This window comes from Cyclobacterium qasimii M12-11B (assembly GCF_000427295.1).
GTDB lineage: Bacteria > Bacteroidota > Bacteroidia > Cytophagales > Cyclobacteriaceae > Cyclobacterium > Cyclobacterium qasimii.
Genome location: NZ_ATNM01000003.1, coordinates 49,660 through 69,540 on the forward strand (window position 1 = coordinate 49,660; position 19,881 = coordinate 69,540).

At 39.5% G+C, this 19,881-nt stretch carries 14 protein-coding genes; 12 read left to right on the plus strand and 2 right to left on the minus strand.

Annotation, left to right across the window (positions count from 1 at the left end; all coding sequences use genetic code 11):
• The first annotated feature begins 161 nt into the window (after nucleotides 1-161).
• The 12 genes from ADICYQ_RS00210 (at nucleotide 162) to ADICYQ_RS00265 (ending at nucleotide 17,340) form a co-directional block, all read left to right on the plus strand.
• Entirely contained in the window at nucleotides 162-1,040 is an 879-nt protein-coding gene (locus ADICYQ_RS00210; RefSeq protein ID WP_020891387.1) for a carboxypeptidase-like regulatory domain-containing protein, read from the plus strand.
• A complete protein-coding gene (locus tag ADICYQ_RS00215; RefSeq protein WP_235114205.1) occupies nucleotides 1,013-3,328 on the plus strand; it encodes a SusC/RagA family TonB-linked outer membrane protein in 2,316 nt (771 codons plus the stop codon). Before ADICYQ_RS00210 ends, ADICYQ_RS00215 begins: the two co-directional genes overlap by 28 nt.
• Nucleotides 3,329-3,387: 59 nt before the next feature.
• Nucleotides 3,388-4,839, plus strand: a complete 1,452-nt coding sequence (locus ADICYQ_RS00220) for a RagB/SusD family nutrient uptake outer membrane protein (RefSeq protein ID WP_020891389.1) — start codon at nucleotides 3,388-3,390, stop codon at nucleotides 4,837-4,839.
• A gap of 127 nt (nucleotides 4,840-4,966) precedes the next feature.
• Complete coding sequence (locus tag ADICYQ_RS00225; protein WP_200861861.1) at nucleotides 4,967-6,361, plus strand: sulfatase family protein; 1,395 nt, start codon at nucleotides 4,967-4,969, stop codon at nucleotides 6,359-6,361.
• Nucleotides 6,362-6,408: 47 nt separating this feature from the next.
• The gene (locus ADICYQ_RS00230) at nucleotides 6,409-7,863 is read left to right on the plus strand and encodes a sulfatase family protein (protein ID WP_051160063.1); all 1,455 of its coding nucleotides are present in this window, start codon (nucleotides 6,409-6,411) and stop codon (nucleotides 7,861-7,863) included.
• 80 nt (nucleotides 7,864-7,943) lie between these two features.
• Complete coding sequence (locus ADICYQ_RS00235) at nucleotides 7,944-10,061, plus strand: CehA/McbA family metallohydrolase (protein ID WP_146947943.1); 2,118 nt, start codon at nucleotides 7,944-7,946, stop codon at nucleotides 10,059-10,061.
• 82 nt (nucleotides 10,062-10,143) lie between these two features.
• Entirely contained in the window at nucleotides 10,144-11,748 is a 1,605-nt protein-coding gene (locus tag ADICYQ_RS00240; RefSeq protein WP_020891394.1) for a sulfatase family protein, read from the plus strand.
• A 551-nt stretch (nucleotides 11,749-12,299) separates the two neighbouring features.
• A complete protein-coding gene (locus tag ADICYQ_RS00245) occupies nucleotides 12,300-13,076 on the plus strand; it encodes a DUF2971 domain-containing protein (RefSeq protein WP_020891395.1) in 777 nt (258 codons plus the stop codon).
• A gap of 268 nt (nucleotides 13,077-13,344) precedes the next feature.
• Nucleotides 13,345-14,607 (plus strand): glycoside hydrolase family 183 protein, encoded by a 1,263-nt coding sequence (locus ADICYQ_RS00250; protein WP_146947941.1) that lies wholly within the window; start codon nucleotides 13,345-13,347, stop codon nucleotides 14,605-14,607.
• Between the two features lie 148 nt (nucleotides 14,608-14,755).
• Nucleotides 14,756-15,913 carry a DUF4221 family protein gene (locus tag ADICYQ_RS00255; protein WP_020891397.1) on the plus strand — a complete coding sequence of 386 codons (1,158 nt, stop codon included), beginning with the start codon at nucleotides 14,756-14,758 and terminating at the stop codon, nucleotides 15,911-15,913.
• 146 nt (nucleotides 15,914-16,059) lie between these two features.
• Nucleotides 16,060-16,350 (plus strand): hypothetical protein, encoded by a 291-nt coding sequence (locus ADICYQ_RS00260; RefSeq protein ID WP_020891398.1) that lies wholly within the window; start codon nucleotides 16,060-16,062, stop codon nucleotides 16,348-16,350.
• Between the two features lie 249 nt (nucleotides 16,351-16,599).
• On the plus strand, nucleotides 16,600-17,340 hold the full coding sequence (locus ADICYQ_RS00265; RefSeq protein ID WP_020891399.1) for a DUF3891 family protein: 741 nt from the start codon (nucleotides 16,600-16,602) through the stop codon (nucleotides 17,338-17,340).
• A gap of 48 nt (nucleotides 17,341-17,388) precedes the next feature.
• On the opposite strand, the gene ADICYQ_RS00270 is transcribed toward ADICYQ_RS00265, so the two are convergent.
• Both ADICYQ_RS00270 and ADICYQ_RS00275 read right to left on the minus strand, forming a co-directional pair.
• On the minus strand, nucleotides 17,389-18,612 hold the full coding sequence (locus ADICYQ_RS00270; RefSeq protein WP_040413642.1) for a cation:proton antiporter: 1,224 nt from the start codon (nucleotides 18,610-18,612) through the stop codon (nucleotides 17,389-17,391).
• A gap of 343 nt (nucleotides 18,613-18,955) precedes the next feature.
• On the minus strand, nucleotides 18,956-19,858 hold the full coding sequence (locus ADICYQ_RS00275; protein ID WP_235114196.1) for a DUF4886 domain-containing protein: 903 nt from the start codon (nucleotides 19,856-19,858) through the stop codon (nucleotides 18,956-18,958).
• Between the last annotated feature and the right edge of the window lie 23 nt (nucleotides 19,859-19,881).

Below are 19,881 nucleotides of genomic sequence, written 5' to 3' on the forward strand. Positions count from 1 at the left end.
TTACATCTACACCTATCAAATATTTAGGAATAATACTTAACATGGGTTAATAAAAACTTAAAAAGAAATTATCATGTATTATTATAATATAAATTTAAAACTTTATATTATTGTCCCAATTGTGATAATATCAATTAACAATTAATTTAAAAACCCAATTTATGAAATTAAATATGCTGTATCATCAATGGCTGGTAAAGAAGCTTTTGTTTGGAACGGTGGTCATTTTATCGCTCTCCAGCTTTACTCCCCTCATCGGGGATTCCCCAACAGACCACATTTACACTAAAGGCAATCATCTCAATCAGCCTCACAATAACCTGGAAAAAACTTTGATTCAGCCCTCTGAAACAATGATGGACGTATCCGTTTCTGGTACTGTCCTGGATCAAGCAGGGGATCCAATCCCTGGAGTAACAATCTCTGTTGCTGGTGCTGGAATAGGGACGGCAACTGATCTTGATGGTAAATACACCATTTCCGTTCCCGAAGGGTCTACTTTGGTCTTTTCATTTATTGGTTTTGAATCCCAAAGGATACTAGTTGGGGACCAAAGCATCATAAATGTAACCTTGAATGAAGACATTTCTTCACTCGATGAGGTAGTGGTCGTGGGATACAGTGCCAGACGTCAGTCTGAACTGTCCTCTTCAGTCGCTATAGTTGGTGAGAAGGATTTAAAAAATGGGGTTATCTCCAATAACCTGGGAACCATGCTTCAGGGAAAAGTTGCTGGATTAACAGTTTCCAATACAGAAGGCAGGCCCGGAAGTGCTACCAATATAGTAATTAGAGGGGTAGGATCAATAGGTGCAGGCTACGGCCCTTTATACGTAGTAGATGGGGTTATTGGTGGCTCTGCTAACCCAATGGACATTGCTTCAATTACAGTTTTGAAAGACGCAGCCGCTACAGGACTTTATGGTTCCCGTGCCGCCAATGGGGTAATCATCATTACCACCAAAAAGGAAAAAGTGGCGAAACCAAAGTTAGTTACAGTGGATCGGCAGGGATTAGTCAATTCAGGAATGGCAATTTAGAAATGATGAATTCTGCTGAACTTTACGACAGGCAAGAACAAGGATTTAGAAACTTTTATGATGCGCAAGTATCAGCAGGTGTTCCGGTTTATACAAACCAGACCTTTGACCAATACCTTGGAAATGTGTTGCCTTCTTCCCTTTTGGCTTCAGATACTGACTGGCAGTCCTTGCTTACCAGAACAGGTCATGTAAATCAGCATCAGCTTTCTGTATCAGGAGGAAGTGAAAAAACAACGTTCTATATAAGTGGTAACTATTACAATGAACTTGGAACGGTGCTTGGAACGGAATACCAGAACATGGATTTGAGAGCGAACCTGAAACATCAGATTTCTGATAGGGTTACCTTACAAACCAGAATAAATGCAGGTGCAAATAGGGCCCCAAATGAACCTTTAGAAGGCCAGGAAGGAACAATGACCCAATTGTACAATAATTTACCATGGGATCCCGCATTTGAAGCTGATGGAACAACTCCCTATAATCCATTGGAAGCAGGGAATACCTGGATTGGAAATGCCAAATCAAATTATTTCTACAACAAGGATCACCAAAGTGATATCACCAAAAACATGCGATTTGGAATTGATCTTCAGCTTGACGTAGATATCACAGACTGGATGAGATTTTCCACCACAAACAGGGTTGGATTAGCAGGAACCGATTGGACACAACTTCTGGACAAGGATCACCAGTTGGCCAGCTTTGAGAATGGCAGAGTAAGCCAGACCTATACCTATGACCAATCTTTCCTTACCTCAAATCTTCTGAACCTGGAACACCGAATCGGTGACCACAGTTTTGCGGGAATATTGGGCCAGGAATACAATTATCTCACCTCTTCTTTTACCGGAGCCGTTGGAATGGATTTAGCGGGTGATTTAAGTGCCCTAAGTGCTGCTGGGAGCCCAAAGTCTGTCGCTGGAAACAGTACCGAAACAGGTTTTTCATCCTATTTTGGACAAGTAGACTATAATTATCAAGGCAAGTATTTTTTGGTCAGCTCTGTTAGAAGAGATGCCTCTTCCAGATTTGGAGCCAATAACCGATGGGCTACTTTTTATTCTGTTGGAGCATCATGGAATGTCAACAGGGAAAACTTTTTGAAAGATGCTACATGGATTGATTTATTAAAAATCAGGACAAGTTATGGTACTACAGGAAATGCCAATATCGCTCCATACCTGTCCCTTGGAACTTACAGCTTCACCTCTAACAGTACCTACAACGGGCTTTCAGGAGCGCGACCTGCACGTAGGGAAAATCCAGATTTAACCTGGGAAATGGCTTATACCACCAATTTAGGGCTGGAATTCTCCATGTTTAACCGCATTAATATTGAGGTCGACTATTACAATAGGGTAAATAAGAATTTGTTGCAAAATGTACCCCTATCTGCATCCAGCGGTTTTGCAAGCCAGCAAAGAAATGTAGGTTCTGTTAGAAACCGAGGGCTTGATGTCAGTATCACCACCGTCAATCTGGACGGAGCCATAAGGTGGGAAACCAATTTCAATGTAAACATTAATAAAAATAAGGTTTTGGCATTGAATCAGGGAGAAGACATTGCCAGTGGGCAGATGAGGATTCGGGAAGGTTTACCTATGAGGTATTTCTATATGAAAGAATGGGCTGGAGCTGACCCACAGACAGGCGATCCACTTTGGGTAAGGTGGGAAGATGCTGAAGGCAACCTAATTCATGGCGCGGATAAAACTGAGCCCGCTACTATCAGCACAACCAATACGTACAATGCGGCAAGCAACCTGTTCGTAAGTTCAGCCTACCCGGATTTTACGGGTGGTATTAGAAATGACCTTTTCTATAAGAATTTTTCTTTAAGTGTTTTGGCCAATTATGCTGTTGGACAAAGTATTTACTTTTCCCACAGAGAGCGGATAGATTCTGATAATAACAGTACCAATCAAAATCAGATGAAGCTTCAAGGGGATTGGGTACGTTGGGAAAACCCTGGTGATATCGCCACCCACCCACGATTGCTGAGTGGTGGAAGTGCCTCGAATGGGACGTCCTCCAGGTACTTGGAAGATGCTAGCTATTTCCGCATCCAGAATGTGAGATTGGATTATGCCTTTCCCGAGAAAGTTTACAAATTTTCGGGTTTGAGAATTTATCTCAGTATGGACAATTTGGCCGTTTTCACCAAATTCAGTGGTGGAGATCCAGATGTAAATATGGAAAACCCAGTTATCGCCCAATCAGCTAATAGCGCCAGGTTTTCTCCTACCAGAAAAATCCTTCTAGGTGTAAGTTTTGATCTTTAAGAATTTTAATCGCCATAAAATGAAAAAAATCTATAAATATTATATTAGTTACCGTTTTCATGGGATATATGACGGGTTGCGATGATCTTGAGTATTATCCTACCGATCAATTGTCTGACGAACAGGTTTCGAATTCGCCTGAATTACTTTCCAACATTACCGTTGGCACCTATAGCCGCCTAAGAGAAATGCGGTATGTGAGAAACAGGCAGGCCGCACAAGAGTTCCCAGGCGATGATGCCGTTTGGGTGAAGAACAGTGGAGACAACAGAATGCTGACTTACAGTTACCAGCACATTGTAAATTCTTCAGTTTCTACCCAATTCTGGCAGGAAGCCTACTATGGCATCTTTTCAGCCAACAAAGTAATTGAAGCCATTGATGACAACGCCGATGAGGAAAACCTTCAGCTTAAAGGAGAAAACTTATTCTTAAGGGCATTTATGCATTTTGATCTTGTGCGAATGTTTGGCAGACCCTATTCTCAAAGTCCTGAAACCAACCTGGGTGTAATGATCAGGGACAATACAGATGTATCTGCATTGCCTCCCAGAAGTACCGTGAAAGAAACCTTTGAATTCATTGAAAGCGACCTTTTAAAGGCAGCTAGCTTGATGAGCATAAGCAAGCCCTCTATTTTTGGCTCCAAAGAAGTGGCCTGGGGTATGCTTGCGCGTTTATATTTATACATGGAGCAGCATGACAAAGCCATTGAATATGCTGACAAGGTGATCAACTCGGGAAGGTACAACCTGCTTGAAACCTCTCAATTAGGAAGTTATTTCACTTTGCTTCCTGAAAACAATCCCGAGACACTCTTTGCCATCAAGCTTTTGGAAACAGAAAATATGGGAAAGGGATCCATTGGATCATTGTACCACTCCCAGGGAGGATGGGGGGAGATATTTGCCTCTAAAACCTATAGAGATTTAATTTATCAAAACCCCAACGATGAAAGGGTCAAATTCATTGATCCGGATTATATCTATGATGATCAAGGGAACAGGATACCTGACCCTACGGAAGACGTTGGTTTCCTCCTCCGAAAAAGAGATGGTTTGTCGCAATACTTTATAAACAAATACACTTTGGAGGGAGGCGTTCAAATGCTTTCTTCTCCGATAGTGATGCGTTTGGCAGAAATGTACCTGATCAAAGCAGAGGCTTATGCAAAAACGCCAGGTATGGAAGCCGAGGCCATTGAGATGGTCAATATCATTAGAGAACGGGCTGGCTTATCTGGAGAGCAACTGTTTTCCACCAGTGACCTAAAGGGGTATGCTACTGTCTTGGATGTGGTACTGGATGAAAGACGTTTAGAATTGGCCTGGGAAGGTCATCGTGCTATTGATGTATATAGAAATAACAGATCAATGGACAGGAGCTCCGTCCAACCTTTTGGATGGTCAGGGCCCATGTTGGTACTGCCGACCTCCAATAGCATTGTTCATTTAATTCCAGAAACAGAATTGGCGTTAAATACTAACCTCGTCCAAAACCCCACGGAATGAGCAATAGACTGATGAAACATGGCCTCTTAAATCTGATTTTGGTTGGCTTGATTCTGGGAGCAATTGGCTTTGTCGGATGCAGTTCCAAAACGGAAAACCAAAGAAAAGACCTAATATTCTTCTTTTGATGTCAGATAACCATTCTTGGAACCATTTGGGATGTTATGGCGACCCTGTAGTAAAAACACCTACTATAGATAGCTTGGCCATGCAGGGAATTAGGTTTACAAACGCTTATTGTGCAGCACCTTCCTGCACACCTGCAAGAGCATCCATGCTTACTGGAATGGATATATGGAAATTAGAAGAGGGGGCAAATCTTTGGGGAACCATCTCTTCTAAATTCCAGGTATTTACAGACATGCTTGAGGAATCAGGGTATTTGGTAGGCTTTCAAGGGAAGGGATGGGGACCAGGAAATTATGAAGCCGGTGGTTGGGAGCGTAATCCCGCAGGTGATCAGTATGAAACTTTCCAGGCATTTTTAAGTCAACGTGAAAAGGGACAGCCTTTTACCTATTGGTTCAGCTCCCGAAATCCACATCGGCCCTATTCTGACAATGCGACTAAAGTGGACATTGACATGGATGCTATTAAAGTCCCCTCCTATTTACCAGACAATGATTCGGTTAGAATGGACATGGCTGATTACTATGCTGAAATCCAAAGCTTTGACAGTGAAGTCGGGGCCTTCCTTAAGTTATTGGAAGAATCCGGTGAAATGGAGAACACCCTAATCATTGTTTGCAGCGACAACGGATGGCAAATGCCCCGTGGCTTGGCCAATCTTTATACCTTTGGAACAAAGATACCTCTGATTGTTTCCATGCCTGACAGGTTTAAAGGAGGTCGGGTGATAGCTGATTTTGTAGGCCTTAGCGATTTGGCACCTACCTTTCTTGAATTGGCGGATATTGCAGTCCCCAATGAAATGACAACCAAAAGTTTGGTAAATATTCTGGAATCAAAAGGTGATGGAACAATAGAACCGGACCGCGACTTCATGGTGACGGCAAGGGAAAGACATGCCTTTGTTCGGGCAGGTGGTGCTGGCTATGGAGGACGATCTATCGTTACCAAAGATTATCTTTATATCCGGAATTACGAGCCAGAACAATGGCCGGCAGGCGATCCTCCTTTGTATGGGGATGTCGATGCCCATATGCTCCATTATCCTTCTCCAACCAAAGAGTACATGCTTCGGTATCGGGAAAAAGAAGGGGTAAAAGAACTCTTCAATCTGGCCTTTGATAAAAGACCTGTAGAGGAGTTATTTGACCTTCGAGCGGATCCATACCAATTGAACAATGTAGCGGAGCAAGCTGAATATCATAATACAAAAGAAATGCTTTCCAAAAAACTCGATGCCTACCTTACTGAAACAGGTGACCCAAGAGTGATTGGAGGTGAAATGAAATGGATAGGGGCTCAATACTTCGCTGAGAGAGATAAGCGACCTACTCCGAGTAAAAATTCTCAGGAAGTTTTCGGGCTTAAAAAGGAATACAATTATGAGAACTGAAGGCAGGCATATACGGGACCAAAATTGACCACAAAAGGGTTATTAAAATGATGAAAAAAATAGGCTTCCTATTGATTATTATTGTTGGGGGACACATTCTTAGTGTAAGAGCAGTTTCTACAAAACCCAATATATTATGGATTGTTGCCAATGACTTGAGTACAGACCTGGGATGCTACGGCAATACTCAGGTCCATACTCCTCACCTGGACCAATTGGCTAAAGAAGGGATTATTTATGAAAATTTTTTTACTGTAGGAGATGTTTGTTCCCCTAGTCGTTCTGCGCTTATTACAGGAATGTATTCAGTAAGTATAAATTCTCACAACCAATTTACCAAATTCAAGAAACCATTGCCTACACCAGTAGTTCCATTTACAAATTATTTAAAAAAAGCAGGCTATTATGTGACCAACAGCAAGGGAATTCAATTGGAAAATACCGGGTTTTATACTGGATACAACTTTTCCTATGATGCTGAAGAGTTGTTTGATGGAACTGATTGGAGAAACAGAGCACCGGAGCAACCTTTCTTTGCACAAGTTCACCTCACTTATGCCCATCGGCCCTTTAAAGCGGATCCGGAGCATCCTGTGGATCCTAACAAAGTGGCTTTGCCACCCTATTATCCTGATCATCCCCTTGCCAGAAAAGACTGGGCACTTTATTTAGAAACAGTCCAACTATTGGACAAACAAGTTGGAGAAATTCTCGAAAGGTTAAAAAAAGATGGGCTTGCCGAAAATACGGTTGTATTCTTTTTTGCAGACCATGGAAGGCCACATGTCCGTGGGAAACAGTTTCTGTATGATGGAGGTATCCATTCTCCTTTAATTATTAAGTGGCCAGGACAACTAACAGCCGGAGAAAAGAGTGATCGCATGATCAGCAATATTGATTTAGCTGCCACTGTAATGAACCTGGCAAAGCTCGACATACCTGATTACATGCAGGGTCAGGATTTCTTGGATGAAAAGACCGAAAAGAGGAAGTACATCTTTGCCATGCGAGATCGCTGTGATGGTACCCTCGACCGTATCCGTGCGGTAAGATCCAAAGATTTTAAATACATAAGGAATTTTCACCCTGAGAGACCCTATACACAGTTCAATGGCTATAAAAAATGGGAGTACCCGGTTTTGACCCTGATGCAGGTGATGTACAAAAATGGAGAGCTTACCCCTGAACAAGCGCATTTTATGGGCACTTACCGTCCTGAAGAAGAGTTGTACGACCTTCGTGTTGACCCTTTTGAAATGAAAAATCTGGCGGACCAACAAGAATACCAGAAAACCTTATTGGATTTTAGAGGGGAATTGGACAGGTGGTTATTGGCAGTGGATATTGGGGAATATCCTGAAGATTCAGTCGAAATTCTAGAAGCAAAAAAAATTATGCAAGAGGAGTTCATCACCAATATGAAGAAAAAAGGCCTTGCTCCTACTGTTTCTGATGAGGAATTTTTAGAATATTGGAAAAATGAGTTTTTAAAAAACCCTTAAATTCTTCTGCTAATCTCTATTAAATCACTAATGGAACAAAGACAAGTCTTGGTAAGGATAAAAGAATTAAACAAAAATTAATGATAAAATTGGTGATACATCTTAGGTCCTATTGGTTCAGAGTGAACCTGCATTATTTACTCTTAGTATTGGTATGCTTGTGTTTTTCATTGGAAAAAGGCTTTGCCCAAAAAATCATTTTAGACCCAGAGATGCATCATTTGCGTTTTGGAGACAGCCCGGAATGGGCGGATTTCTCCCGGGAATCAGAAGGTAATCGTATAGAAATTCCTTTTGTGGTAAAAAATTCTGCTGGAAATAAAACCCTACAAATCCGGCAACAGGATATAAAACAAACATGGCAGGTAAAGCTCAATGGCAATCAACTGGGGAATTTGGATAGGGATGAGAAGGACAAAATCATTTACCTGGAAATCCCCTCTGGATTACTCAACCCAGGCCATAATAGTATCCAAATTGAACAGCAGGGAACGGTGCCTGATGATATAATGGTTGGCCATATAGTCTTAGATGATAGGCCTTTGACAGAAGTATTATCGGAAGGTACGCTCCATATAGAAGTCTATGATAAAACAAGTGCCAATTTGCTTCCCTCTATAATTACCGTAGTAAACACCGAGGGAGCCCTGCAAACTGTAGGAGCATCGTCCTCTGATGATCTTGCGGTAAGACCAGGTGTTGTCTACACAGGAAATGGAAAGGCTTCGTTTGGACTTCCCTCAGGAGATTTTACCATTTATGCTACCCGAGGCTTTGAGTACGGAGTTGACTCTCTTCAATTGACCATAAAACCAGGAGATCGAATCCATAAAAAACTTTACATTAATCAGGAAGTTCCAACGGAGGGTTGGATCAGTAGTGACACCCATATCCATACCTTTACTCACTCTGGGCATGGTGACGCCACAATGCAGGAACGGGCCATTACCATTGCTGCTGAAGGGATTGAATTGCCAATCATGACCGATCACAATGTGCATATTAATATTGAACCCGCCTCCTGGGAAATGCGGGTGAATGCCTACTTCACCCCGGTTATTGGTAATGAAGTAACTACTCGCTTCGGACATTTCAATATTTTCCCTGTAACCGAAGAAGCTCCTATACCGGAAATAAAAGCGGAAAACTGGGATATGCTCTATCGAAACATGCAAAAAACAGTAGGCCAGGGAATCATCATATTGAACCATGCACGTGATGTACACGGTGGATTCCGACCCTTTGATCAGGAAAGACATATTGGGGATGCTGGAGTTAATCTGGAAGGTTGGGAAGTCCCTGCCAATGCGATGGAGGTGATCAATTCAGGTGCCCTTCAAACGGACATTATGCGTCTCTATAAAGACTGGTTTGGCATGCTAAATAGGGGATATTCAATAACACCTATTGGGGCCAGTGACTCTCATGATGTTAATAGGTATCGGGTGGGGCAAGCCAGAACCTATATTCGAAGCCAAAGTAAAGATCCAGGGAAAATAGACGTAGGTGAAGCCATTCAAAATATCCGTGAAGGAAAGGTTATGGTGAATTTTAGTCTTTTGGCTGAAATGGTCATAGATCAACAATATGAATCAGGGGATCTGGCTCCTAATGCGGGAGAGATCAATGTAGCTGTACGCGTTTTGGGTCCTGGCTGGTTAGATGCCGATACGGTAAGCCTCTACGCAAACGGTATAAAAGTACGTGAAGCAATCATTTCAGGGGAAAGCGAAAGTGGGACAGGAATAAAATGGACCGGCACCTGGACCCTTCCCAAGCCAGCGCATGATGTTTTTCTTGTAGTCATTGCCACAGGACCAGGAAAGCCCTTGCCTTTTTGGCAAATAGGCAAGCCTTACCAACCGGATTCACCTTTGTGGAAACCAAAGATAATGGGTTCATCAGGTGCCGTTTGGATTGACGCCGATGGTGATGGCCTCCGCACAAGCGCATACGAATACGCTCTTAAGTTATGGAAAAATACTGATGGTGAAATTATTAGCTTTATAGAAAAACTAGAACCCTATGATAAAGCGGTTGCAATACAGGCAGCTTCGATTTTAATGAAAGAGGGGTTTTTAGGTAAATTAATGAATAGCGAAAAACCATTGCATCAGGCATCACCAGCAATAAAGGCTGGATTTCATAAATATTATAAGGCATGGATGCTTTCAGAAGGTATTAAAGAAAATCCTTAACGGAAGAAATATTAACCAATGTCATATAGGTAGGATGACCCTCTAATGAAGAATAATAAACCCAGTCAATAAAAATTCAAATATGAAAAAACCATTTTATTTCTCAGCATTAGGACTTGTATGCCTTCTATTCTCTGTTTCTTGTTCTCCTAAGGAAGAAGAAACAGAGAATATCAAAAGGCCTAATATACTTTTTGCCATTGCGGATGATGCGTCCTTTCCCCATATGGGTGCCTATGGAACCAGTTGGGTAAATACGCCAGCATTTGACAGAGTCGCCAAAGAAGGCATTCTGTTTATGAATGCCTATACCCCAAATGCCAAATGTGCACCTTCAAGGGCATGTATCTTAACAGGCAGAAATTCCTGGCAGTTGGAAGAAGCCGCCAATCACAGCCCTAATTTCCCTGCCAAGTTCACAACTTTTATGGAGGCCCTCAAAAAAAATGGGTACTATACAGGCCATACAGCCAAGGGTTGGGCTCCTGGCAACCCCGGAGAAGTTGACGGAAAAAAGAGGGAACTGACAGGTCAAGCGTTTAACAAGCACAAGACCACTGCACCCACTAAAGCCATTAACCTCACTGATTACGCTGCCAATTTTGAGGATTTCCTGGATCAGAGACCTGAGGGTGAGCCCTTTACTTTCTGGTATGGCTCCACCGAACCACACCGGGCTTATGAATTCCGCTCGGGTATTGAAAAAGGAGGCAAGAAACTGGAAGATATTGATAAAGTACCCTCCTTTTGGCCGGATAACGATACGATAAGAGCAGATATGCTGGATTATGCCTATGAAATAGAATATTTCGATCAGCATTTACAAAAGATGCTTGAAGTACTGGAGGAAAGAGGAGAACTTGAAAACACCATTGTGGTGGTTACAGCTGATAATGGAATGCCTTTTCCTCGGATAAAAGGCCAGGAATATGAATATTCCAATCATTTGCCACTGGCAATCATGTGGCCAGCAGGAATCAAGAATCCCGGTCGAAAAGTGGACGATTTCATCTCATTCGTTGATTTTTCTCCCACATTTCTGGAGGTAGCCCAGGTTAGTGAGGAAGAGGGAAATATGCAGCCTATAACAGGGAAGAGCTTAACAACTATTTTCTCCAGTGAAAAGTCAGGCAAAGTGGATCCCAGTAGGAATGCTGTAGTGATAGGGAAAGAAAGACATGATGTGGGACGGCCACATGATTGGGGTTATCCCATCAGAGGAATAGTAACGGATGAGTACATTTACCTACATAATTTTGAACCGGATCGTTGGCCAGCAGGAAACCCTGAATCAGGCTATTTGAATACCGATGGTAGCCCTACTAAAACCTTTATTCTAAACCATAGAAGGAATACGGGGTCCACAAAGTACTGGGGGCCTTCTTTCGGCAAAAGGCCTCAGGAAGAACTTTACCACATCAGCAAGGATCCAGATTGCATGGAAAACCTAGCCATACACCCTGAATACCTGGCGGTGAAAAAGGAATTGAAGGAAAGCTTGTTTGAACAATTAAAGGGACAGGATGATCCAAGGATGTTTGGTAATGGTCATATTTTTGATGAGTATGAATACATAGGAGCCTCCTCCAATAGTTTTTATGAACGCTATATGAATGGAGAAGAAATGAAAGCGGGCTGGGTAAATGACACTGATTTTGAAAAAGACTTTGTCGAAAAAGATCAATAAAATGCTTTGTAAGGAATAAGGAAAGGGATCCGTCCCGTTACGGCGAATCCCTTTCCATTTAGGGGCTAAACCAACATAAAACGCAGGTTTTTAATAATTTTTTTACAGTCGGTCCAGAACAAAAATGGGCTGAGCAATTTATTTCAGTAAAAGTACAAAATTAAAAATAAGAAGCTTTTTGGTGCTCTACTTTCATCATTAACTTGTTATTTCGACCAAGAAATATCAATATGAAGCAAGTCATGAATAATTTCTATCTGGACACCCCATTAAAACCCAGTTAATTCTAAGATTCCAAAAGATTATTATAACTAAGTTTCTGATTAAGAAAAATAGAATCGGTTTTGCGAAAAATTGAAATAAAATCAAGAGACTTAAATAAAAAAGTGGCTTTATAAATTAATTCCCATTTTTTTTGTAGAAATTACAGTCAAGGAGAAATTTTTAGGATTCCATATTTTTCTTTATATAAATAATTCCGGCTAATTAAGAAAGGGTTGACTCTCAACTATCTTACTTGGATAACAAAAGAAATTTAGACCAAATAAAAAATGCCAATAAAAAGATTTACAGAAAATTCACCGCCTTTCCATGAACCAGAAGAAAATATCGATCTTGCTAGATATTTGGACATTACTAAGTTCTTGTCCCTACTTAAGAATAAGCAGTTGTTCTTTTGCCGACTTGATAAGTTAGAAGATAAATTTGAAGGGTCTATGCCAATAACATCAAGAAAAAATATGATTGATTGGTATAAACACATGAGAGATGTTGAAAACTTTTTTACAGATCCACCTACAAATGAAACTATTGATCAAATGGTAACTGAGGATTTAAAGTCTAAAGACAAGATAAAATCACTTACTTGTATTAATTGCTGGAATGAATTTAAAGATGAATCATACGCCTTGTGGAAGATTTATTCCGATCTCAACCAAGGCATTATGATTAAGTCTACTTTTGCAAGGATAATTAAAGCATTCCATGAGTCAGATGAAGAAATATATTGTAGCAGAATAAAATATATTGATTACGAAAATGATTCTTTTCCTCTAGGGAATTCGATAACCCCTTTCATACATAAGCATAAAGCATATTCCTACGAGGAGGAAATTCGTCTTATACATGAAGTAACACAAAAAGGATGGGAACACAATTGGGAAAAAGAAAAATATAATAATGGAGTAATGATTAATGTAAATGTTCAGGAGCTGATAAGTGAAATTGTGATTAGTCCCTTCTCTCCAGATTGGTTCCAAGAGTTAATTGAAGATATTCTTACTAAATACTCTATCGATTGTAAATTGCTTAGTTCGAAACTAAAATGATATTTAAATAAGAAAAAGTGATTCCTCATTTCCTAATTCTAAAATAACATGTCGGCAAATTTAGTGCAGAAAACGTAGCATTAACTTAACCAGATTTAATTAATACGGCAAGTACATCCATATTAAGCAAATACCTAAAACAGCCAAAAAATCAGCTTTATAAATATTTTTCCTTAAATTAATTCGTAGGTATCGTTTGGGCTTAGAATTTTTAGCCCACAATACCTACAAAAATGCTTTTAACCCCACCCCACTAAGCAATCACCTCATGAAAATTAGATATTACCTGCTATTACCTATAGTATTGTTAGCCTTTGCCTGTCAGAGCAATACGAAGAAAAAAACCATCACCGAAGAAAGTAAAAAAGCTGTTCCGGAAGGAGTTACCTTCAACAAGGAAACTTTAAAAAGATTGGGTGCTAGTGGTGACAATTGGTGTCTTACCTGGACAGCTGATGGTTCGCAAATGGTTTCAATGTGTGATGGCAACTGGCTGGATCAAAAAAATTACGCTTCACAAATTCACAACCACCTCTACAGAATAAAAGGAGGCCCGGAAAATTTTGAAAGGGAAGACCTGCCCAATTACCCTGAATTCAGTGGCAAGGAAGGCAGCTGGTTTGGCTATGGCATAGTGGCTGTAAATGGCACAATTTATTCTGCAGTATCCAAAACTCCGGGATCCGCTTGGTCAGGGCCCTTTACTGGCGTAAAACTTTTGAAGTCAACTGACAATGGGGAATCCTGGTCCCGTGTAGACAGGGAAGGAAATGAACTTTTACTTACTGCCATGGACAGCATGAGAAATGTAGTCAATGAACAGGAGATGTTTTCTTTAAAGGAGCATGGACTACCACATCAAACGCAGGAAGCCTACCCTTTTTCCTTTTTCGATTTTGTACAAAACGGCAAAGACAATTCCGCTGCCAAGGATGAATACGTATATATTTATTCCCCCGAGGGAGCCGCTGCCCATCAACTGACCTTAGCACGAGTACCTCATGATAAAATAGATTTTCGAAGTGAATGGCAATATTTCACAAAGTATGACCAAAACAACGAACCCCAATGGTCAAATAAAATTACTGATAGAGGTTATGTGCATACTTTTCCAGAAAAAAGTAGCAAAGACCATTACTTTGGATGGTATTCCTGGTTGCCTTCTGTAGTATGGAATGAAGGACTCGGACTTTACATCATGGTCAATGGAGGAACCTATGGCGGTCATGGCATGAGCAATTCGGATGAAGATTATTACCACAGTTGGATGCATACTGAGACGGGCAGCCTGGGTTTTTGGTATTCAGAAAATGCTTATGGACCATGGACGCAGTTTTATTATACGGATTATTGGACCGTTGATGACACAAAAAACAGGACCTACCAACCAAAGCTATCCCCAAAATGGATCAGTGAAGACGGTGAAAAAATGAACCTGATCTGGTCCGATGCGATGAAAAACGATCAGGGAAATTCTCATTCGATCAACTATATATGGAACCAAATGGAGATTGAGATTAAGGTTAAATAAAGCTGAACCCAAAATTAAGAATCAGCCATTCTATAACCGGATATAAACTAAATTCAGATATTTAATTATGTTCGGGTTGGTTGGCAAATCTATTGTTTCCAAATAAATAAAACGATACTTTTAACGCCAGTCCTATAATAATCCCAATATGAAATATATACCCAATCTCCTATTGCCTATTCTTTTGCTCGCTTTTGCTTGTAACAATAACACTGGTGAAAAATCTGATAATGATGTAACAGAGGATCCTTTAGAATTAGTAGCTTCCGCGGAGAAAATATTTCACTTAAATGATTCGACAGCACCTACATCAACTTGTTTTCAATTTGTTCCTGAATTGAACGATTATTTAATGTTAAATGAATTCACAAATGAGATCATTTTTTATGATTATGATAATGGTTCTATTGTGAATAAAATTCACTTCCCAGCACAGGGTCCAAATGGGATTGGGAAAAAAGGATTAAGTTTCCTTTATGCAAACAAAGATTCTATATTTATATCAAATTCTTGGACAAACAAAATATTTTTATTCGATGAAAAGGGAATTTACAAAAACTCCTATCTCCTAGAAAGAGAAGGATTGGAGGAAGGGTTTATGACTGGGAAGGATAATTTAATGTTTCTCATGAATGGCACCCTTTATATCCCAGCTGGAATGACGGGTGCACTTCTTGACGATAATACAGCGCTTAAAAATTTCTATAAATTAGATTTAACCACAGGGAATTTTTCAAAAGAATACAATCGGCCTGACATCTATAATAATGGGAACTGGGGAGCAAATTGTATGATGGACTTTAGTTATTCTGCAGTTAACCGTAAAGATGATTTTATCATTCGCTCATTTCCGATCGATGCTAATATTTACGTTTATCAAAATGATCAACTTATTGAAAAGCATCAAGTAAAGAGTCAATTTTTTGATGCAGTTCCTCCTATGTCAATGAACAGAGACAAGGTAATGGATTGGAAAGAATCGGTGGTCTACGATTATTCAACCTCCCACTATTACAATATCATTTATGATGAATACAGGGATGTCTACTATAGACTTACCCTACTTGGAAACACGATAGATGAAATAAGCAATCCAGAAATCCAATACGACCAGGAATTTACCATCATGGTATTGGACGACAAGTTTAAAGTATTAGGAGAAACAAAATTTCAAAGAAACAAATACTTGGTTTATAATACCTTTGTAAACGAAAATGGGCTTCACATCCAATTGAATCCAAAAAACTATACCGATGAGAATCAAATGGAATTTGAGGTACTTTCTTTTACCCGAAATTTGTTATAAGTACTAATAAATCTTTTACTTCCAGGCAGGGGTAAATTGTAAGCTAAAAAAACCAATTTGCTCTAACCAGATCATGATTTATGGTGCAGGACTTTTCCCTCATGGTATAATCACCTTTTCCAACATTCTTTCCATCACAGGCTTTTTTGGATTTCACTTTTAATATTTTGCGGGATGGAACATTCTTGATTCCTAAGGGTACCTACAAAAACAGAGGATATTCCGTAGAAGCTCCCTCTGCTCCATATAGAAAAATAGGTGGTACAACCACCCTTACCAATATAGAATTTTGGACAGGAAGACAAGTACAACTGGATGCAGATGTTTTTATTAGATCTTTCACCGGACTTGACATGACTCCAGCGTATAACTATAGTAGTGTCAATCTGGAACAAGGAAATTTTAAGCTTACCAAACTAGAATTGATCAAACCATAAGGGTTAAAATAAAACCTGCCCGAGCATACGAAGAAAATAGGCCTCTTATGGGACATAAATGAATCTTTCTTTCAGATTTCCTATTCAAAAAGTTTCAGAATTTAGGCATCAAAATTGGTAGAAGGGTGGTATTGAAAAGGCTTAGAAAATAGGTAAGTCTTTTCTAAGGTTAATCCGTAAAATCATAAAAATCTTCAAGGTGTTGGTTCTTATAATTAGGGGCGATCTTTTTAAATTAAACGAAACTTCATGATCGTAAATAAATCCATAAAAGGACTTCATATAATACTGCATGAGTCACATGGTTTGTTGGCTGGTAAAATTGCTAACGAAATTAAAGAAATTCATAGACCCATTCATTGGTTTGAAACCCTAATAGCCATTTGTGAGCATGATGACAGGCAACTTGACTTAAACGAAAAAGAGTACCTTTCTGATCTTGGCGTACCAATGGATTTTACTGAAGAAAGTTATCGAGTGGATGAAGTTATGGAAAGAATGCAGCGTATTTTAAGAACTTCAGAAAATAAGTCTCAATGGATAAAGTTATTGATTTCCTACCATTTGGAATTTATTTATGGCCCGTTCAAAAAAAAGAGCAAAAGAATTTCAGCGTTTTTTCAACAGCAAGCGTCGGAACGGAAAACAATGATCAAGCATTTTGGCCTCACTAATGCAAAAGCGAAGGAATACTATGCGTTCCTGCGCTTCTGTGATCGATTATCCCTAATACTATGCAAGGATGAAACTCCTGAATTGGAACGTCAGCTGGAAATCAACACCTCCATTGGTGGTAAAACCTATTTCATCAAAAAATCAGAGAATGGACATTTGATTATTACACCATGGATTTTTCAGAAAGATACTTTTGAATTATCAGTTGAAGAACGGATTTTAAATCAAACGCAGTTTAGCTCTTCAAAAAGCTTTAAAGAATCTCTCAAACAAACCATGCCAAATCTAAAAAGCTGGATACTTACAAAGGGATAATAAATTGATTGGTTTAGGCTGTTTATAAATAAATAAGTACCTATTTAATTATATTTTTATCAATATTCTTTTGGCAGTAACACCATGAAGAATGATTGAGAATAAAATAACCAATGAAACTATTGAATAGAGTTGATAATTTTCTCCGAAACTCCCATTTTTAAACGCATAGGTTAAATAAAACACAGAACCGATTCCTCGAACACCTAAAAAGGAGACTGCCATTTTCTTTTTTCGGGTCAAAGAGGTTTTAAATAGACTTACATACCCTAAAACAGGCCTTATAACCAATACAAGCAATATGGAAAATACTATCATTGGAATTGAGATGAAATTCAGTATTCCTGCCATTATAGAACCACCAAAAAAAACAATCCAGAACACTATTAAGACTTTTTCCAGATTAGTTATAAATTTTAAACCAGGCTCACTATGCATTGTAATGTTATGGGTGTGCATATGATAATGTGCAAAAAGTCCCGCAAAAAAGACACTCAAGAACCCATAACTATTTGCCATTTCAGCAATACTATAGGCAATTAGTGTAAGCGCAATGGCCACAAACTCATGATGGATAATTTTTCCCCTTTCGTCGGACAAGTTTTTAGTACACCAGCTATATAGAAAGCCGATGAAAATCCCAATTAAGGTCCCTACTACTATTTTATAAATCACATAATAACCAATCCATTCCATCCAAGTATCAAAACCAAAATTTGCATTTGAGGACCATAAAATAGCCAGGTACACAAATGGAAAAGCCAGTCCATCGTTAAGTCCTGCCTCTGCTGTAAGGTTGAATTTGACACCAACGCTCTTCTTTGCATCGGATTGTTTCTCGTTCAGTTGAATTTCAGAAGCCAATGCTGGGTCTGTAGGTGCCAAAACAGATGCTAGCAACAGCGAAATGGAACCACCAAAATCTAATAAAAAGTACGAAACTGAAAAGATGACCCCCATATACAATGGCATGGTAAAGACCAAAAGCCTTAAGGGTGTTTTCCACTCTTTCCAAGTATAATTGAGCCCAATTTTAAGACCTGCTATCATCAAACTGATAATGATAACCAGTTCTGAAAAACGCAACGACAATTCTACAGGCCAAACTGGGTCTGGCATAGGCAAGGGTGCATTGAGGCAATACAGTATGGCTCCAAAAATAAGCAGAAAAATCGTGTAGCTGAATTTGAAAATATCCTTGACTATCGGTAGAAAACTTACCATAAGTAATGTTCCCCCAATTATTAGAAATACCAAAAGAAAAATATCCATTAAAATGATATTAAGTTTGCCACTTAAAATACTAAGATTGTAAACTCATCTAAACAATGAATCAAATGGCTGCTGGATTTAGATGAGCTAAAATAAAATTAGATTTTTAAACAAGTGAAATTGATAATATCCCCCCGCATTTAAGATCATTATTGATAAAAAAATGACCCTTAAAAAAATTTAATAGGTAAAGAAAAAATTATTATTCTATGTAATTGGTAAAAATTCTCTCACTCCTTTTTTAAACAACCAAAAGGTGCTTTCCCTTATATCAACCTTCCTCTTTCAGGCTGAAGTTCTTTTGAAAAGGCAAGGAATGTAGGGTAACTTGATACGAGAATTTTCAAAAAGAAGGTAATACATCAACAACTTCCATTGCTGTTATCCGTATGTGCTCAATAAACGCACTATCAGCCAAATCTGGTTGGTACGTTGTCTCTGTGGGATTTTCACCAAACAAGAATGAATACCAAATGAGTGATCCAAGATAGCAGCCATAGGCATTAGCATGATTTGAGTCCAACCTAAGTACTTTTTCATTATTCCATTGGTATCCGACATGCAATGAATGGTCCTGTTTGGGCAATTCAGGATGTAGGTAATTGCTGAGGCTAACAGTTTCATCTTTCTCGTAGCCATACCTAGGATGTTGCCCAGCATACCAAAACCCATCGCCAACCGGTACCATGCGGACTCCCAATTCTGCAGCAATCGTATGATATGCCCGACGAGAAGCTTGCCACATCTCGTATTCAGTCGAGGTGTGTAAAGTATCTTTCAAGTTCCCAAAGCGAATAGCATCTGCACGATAAGCCCAAGTTTGATGAATAACCACCTCAGCATCGGGCACAAGCTCTTTAATGTATTCGTACATATTATGAGCATAGGGTCTGTAGGTAGAAATATTGGTAGAATTCATTGAATTTTGCTGAATAGAGACGAAATCCCAAGGTTCCTCAAGTAGTAAAGTTCGCAATGCCTTCCCTTTATATGCCCCTTGTGTACTATCTCCTTCCGCTTCCTCAACAAGTCTCCAGTGCCGTTCTAAGGAACAGCCTCCCAATTCCGCGCGGCCAATTATCAAGTGTTTTCCTTGTTCAGAAGCTATTTGCTGCAAATATGCTGTAGCATTTTTGGAAAAACTGTTCCCCACCAACATCAGCCGAACGGTATCACCGTTAGAAATTCGAGTCTGATCGGAATTTCCAGCCTCCAATTTGATCGAGCAAAACAAGATAATAATCAAAGCAACAAGATTTTTCATGACGC

What these genes read in the sequence shown, in the direction of transcription:
- ADICYQ_RS00230 (WP_051160063.1), top strand. Translation starts at nt 6,409, where the DNA reads ATGATGAAAAAAATAGGCTTCCTATTGATTATTATTGTTGGGGGACAC.
- ADICYQ_RS00250 (WP_146947941.1), top strand. Translation starts at nt 13,345, where the DNA reads ATGAAAATTAGATATTACCTGCTATTACCTATAGTATTGTTAGCCTTT.
- ADICYQ_RS00240 (WP_020891394.1), top strand. Translation starts at nt 10,144, where the DNA reads ATGAAAAAACCATTTTATTTCTCAGCATTAGGACTTGTATGCCTTCTA.
- ADICYQ_RS00225 (WP_200861861.1), top strand. Translation starts at nt 4,967, where the DNA reads ATGTCAGATAACCATTCTTGGAACCATTTGGGATGTTATGGCGACCCT.
- ADICYQ_RS00235 (WP_146947943.1), top strand. Translation starts at nt 7,944, where the DNA reads ATGATAAAATTGGTGATACATCTTAGGTCCTATTGGTTCAGAGTGAAC.
- ADICYQ_RS00220 (WP_020891389.1), top strand. Translation starts at nt 3,388, where the DNA reads ATGGGATATATGACGGGTTGCGATGATCTTGAGTATTATCCTACCGAT.
- ADICYQ_RS00265 (WP_020891399.1), top strand. Translation starts at nt 16,600, where the DNA reads ATGATCGTAAATAAATCCATAAAAGGACTTCATATAATACTGCATGAG.
- ADICYQ_RS00270 (WP_040413642.1), bottom strand. Translation starts at nt 18,612, where the DNA reads ATGGATATTTTTCTTTTGGTATTTCTAATAATTGGGGGAACATTACTT.
- ADICYQ_RS00255 (WP_020891397.1), top strand. Translation starts at nt 14,756, where the DNA reads ATGAAATATATACCCAATCTCCTATTGCCTATTCTTTTGCTCGCTTTT.
- ADICYQ_RS00245 (WP_020891395.1), top strand. Translation starts at nt 12,300, where the DNA reads ATGCCAATAAAAAGATTTACAGAAAATTCACCGCCTTTCCATGAACCA.
- ADICYQ_RS00210 (WP_020891387.1), top strand. Translation starts at nt 162, where the DNA reads ATGAAATTAAATATGCTGTATCATCAATGGCTGGTAAAGAAGCTTTTG.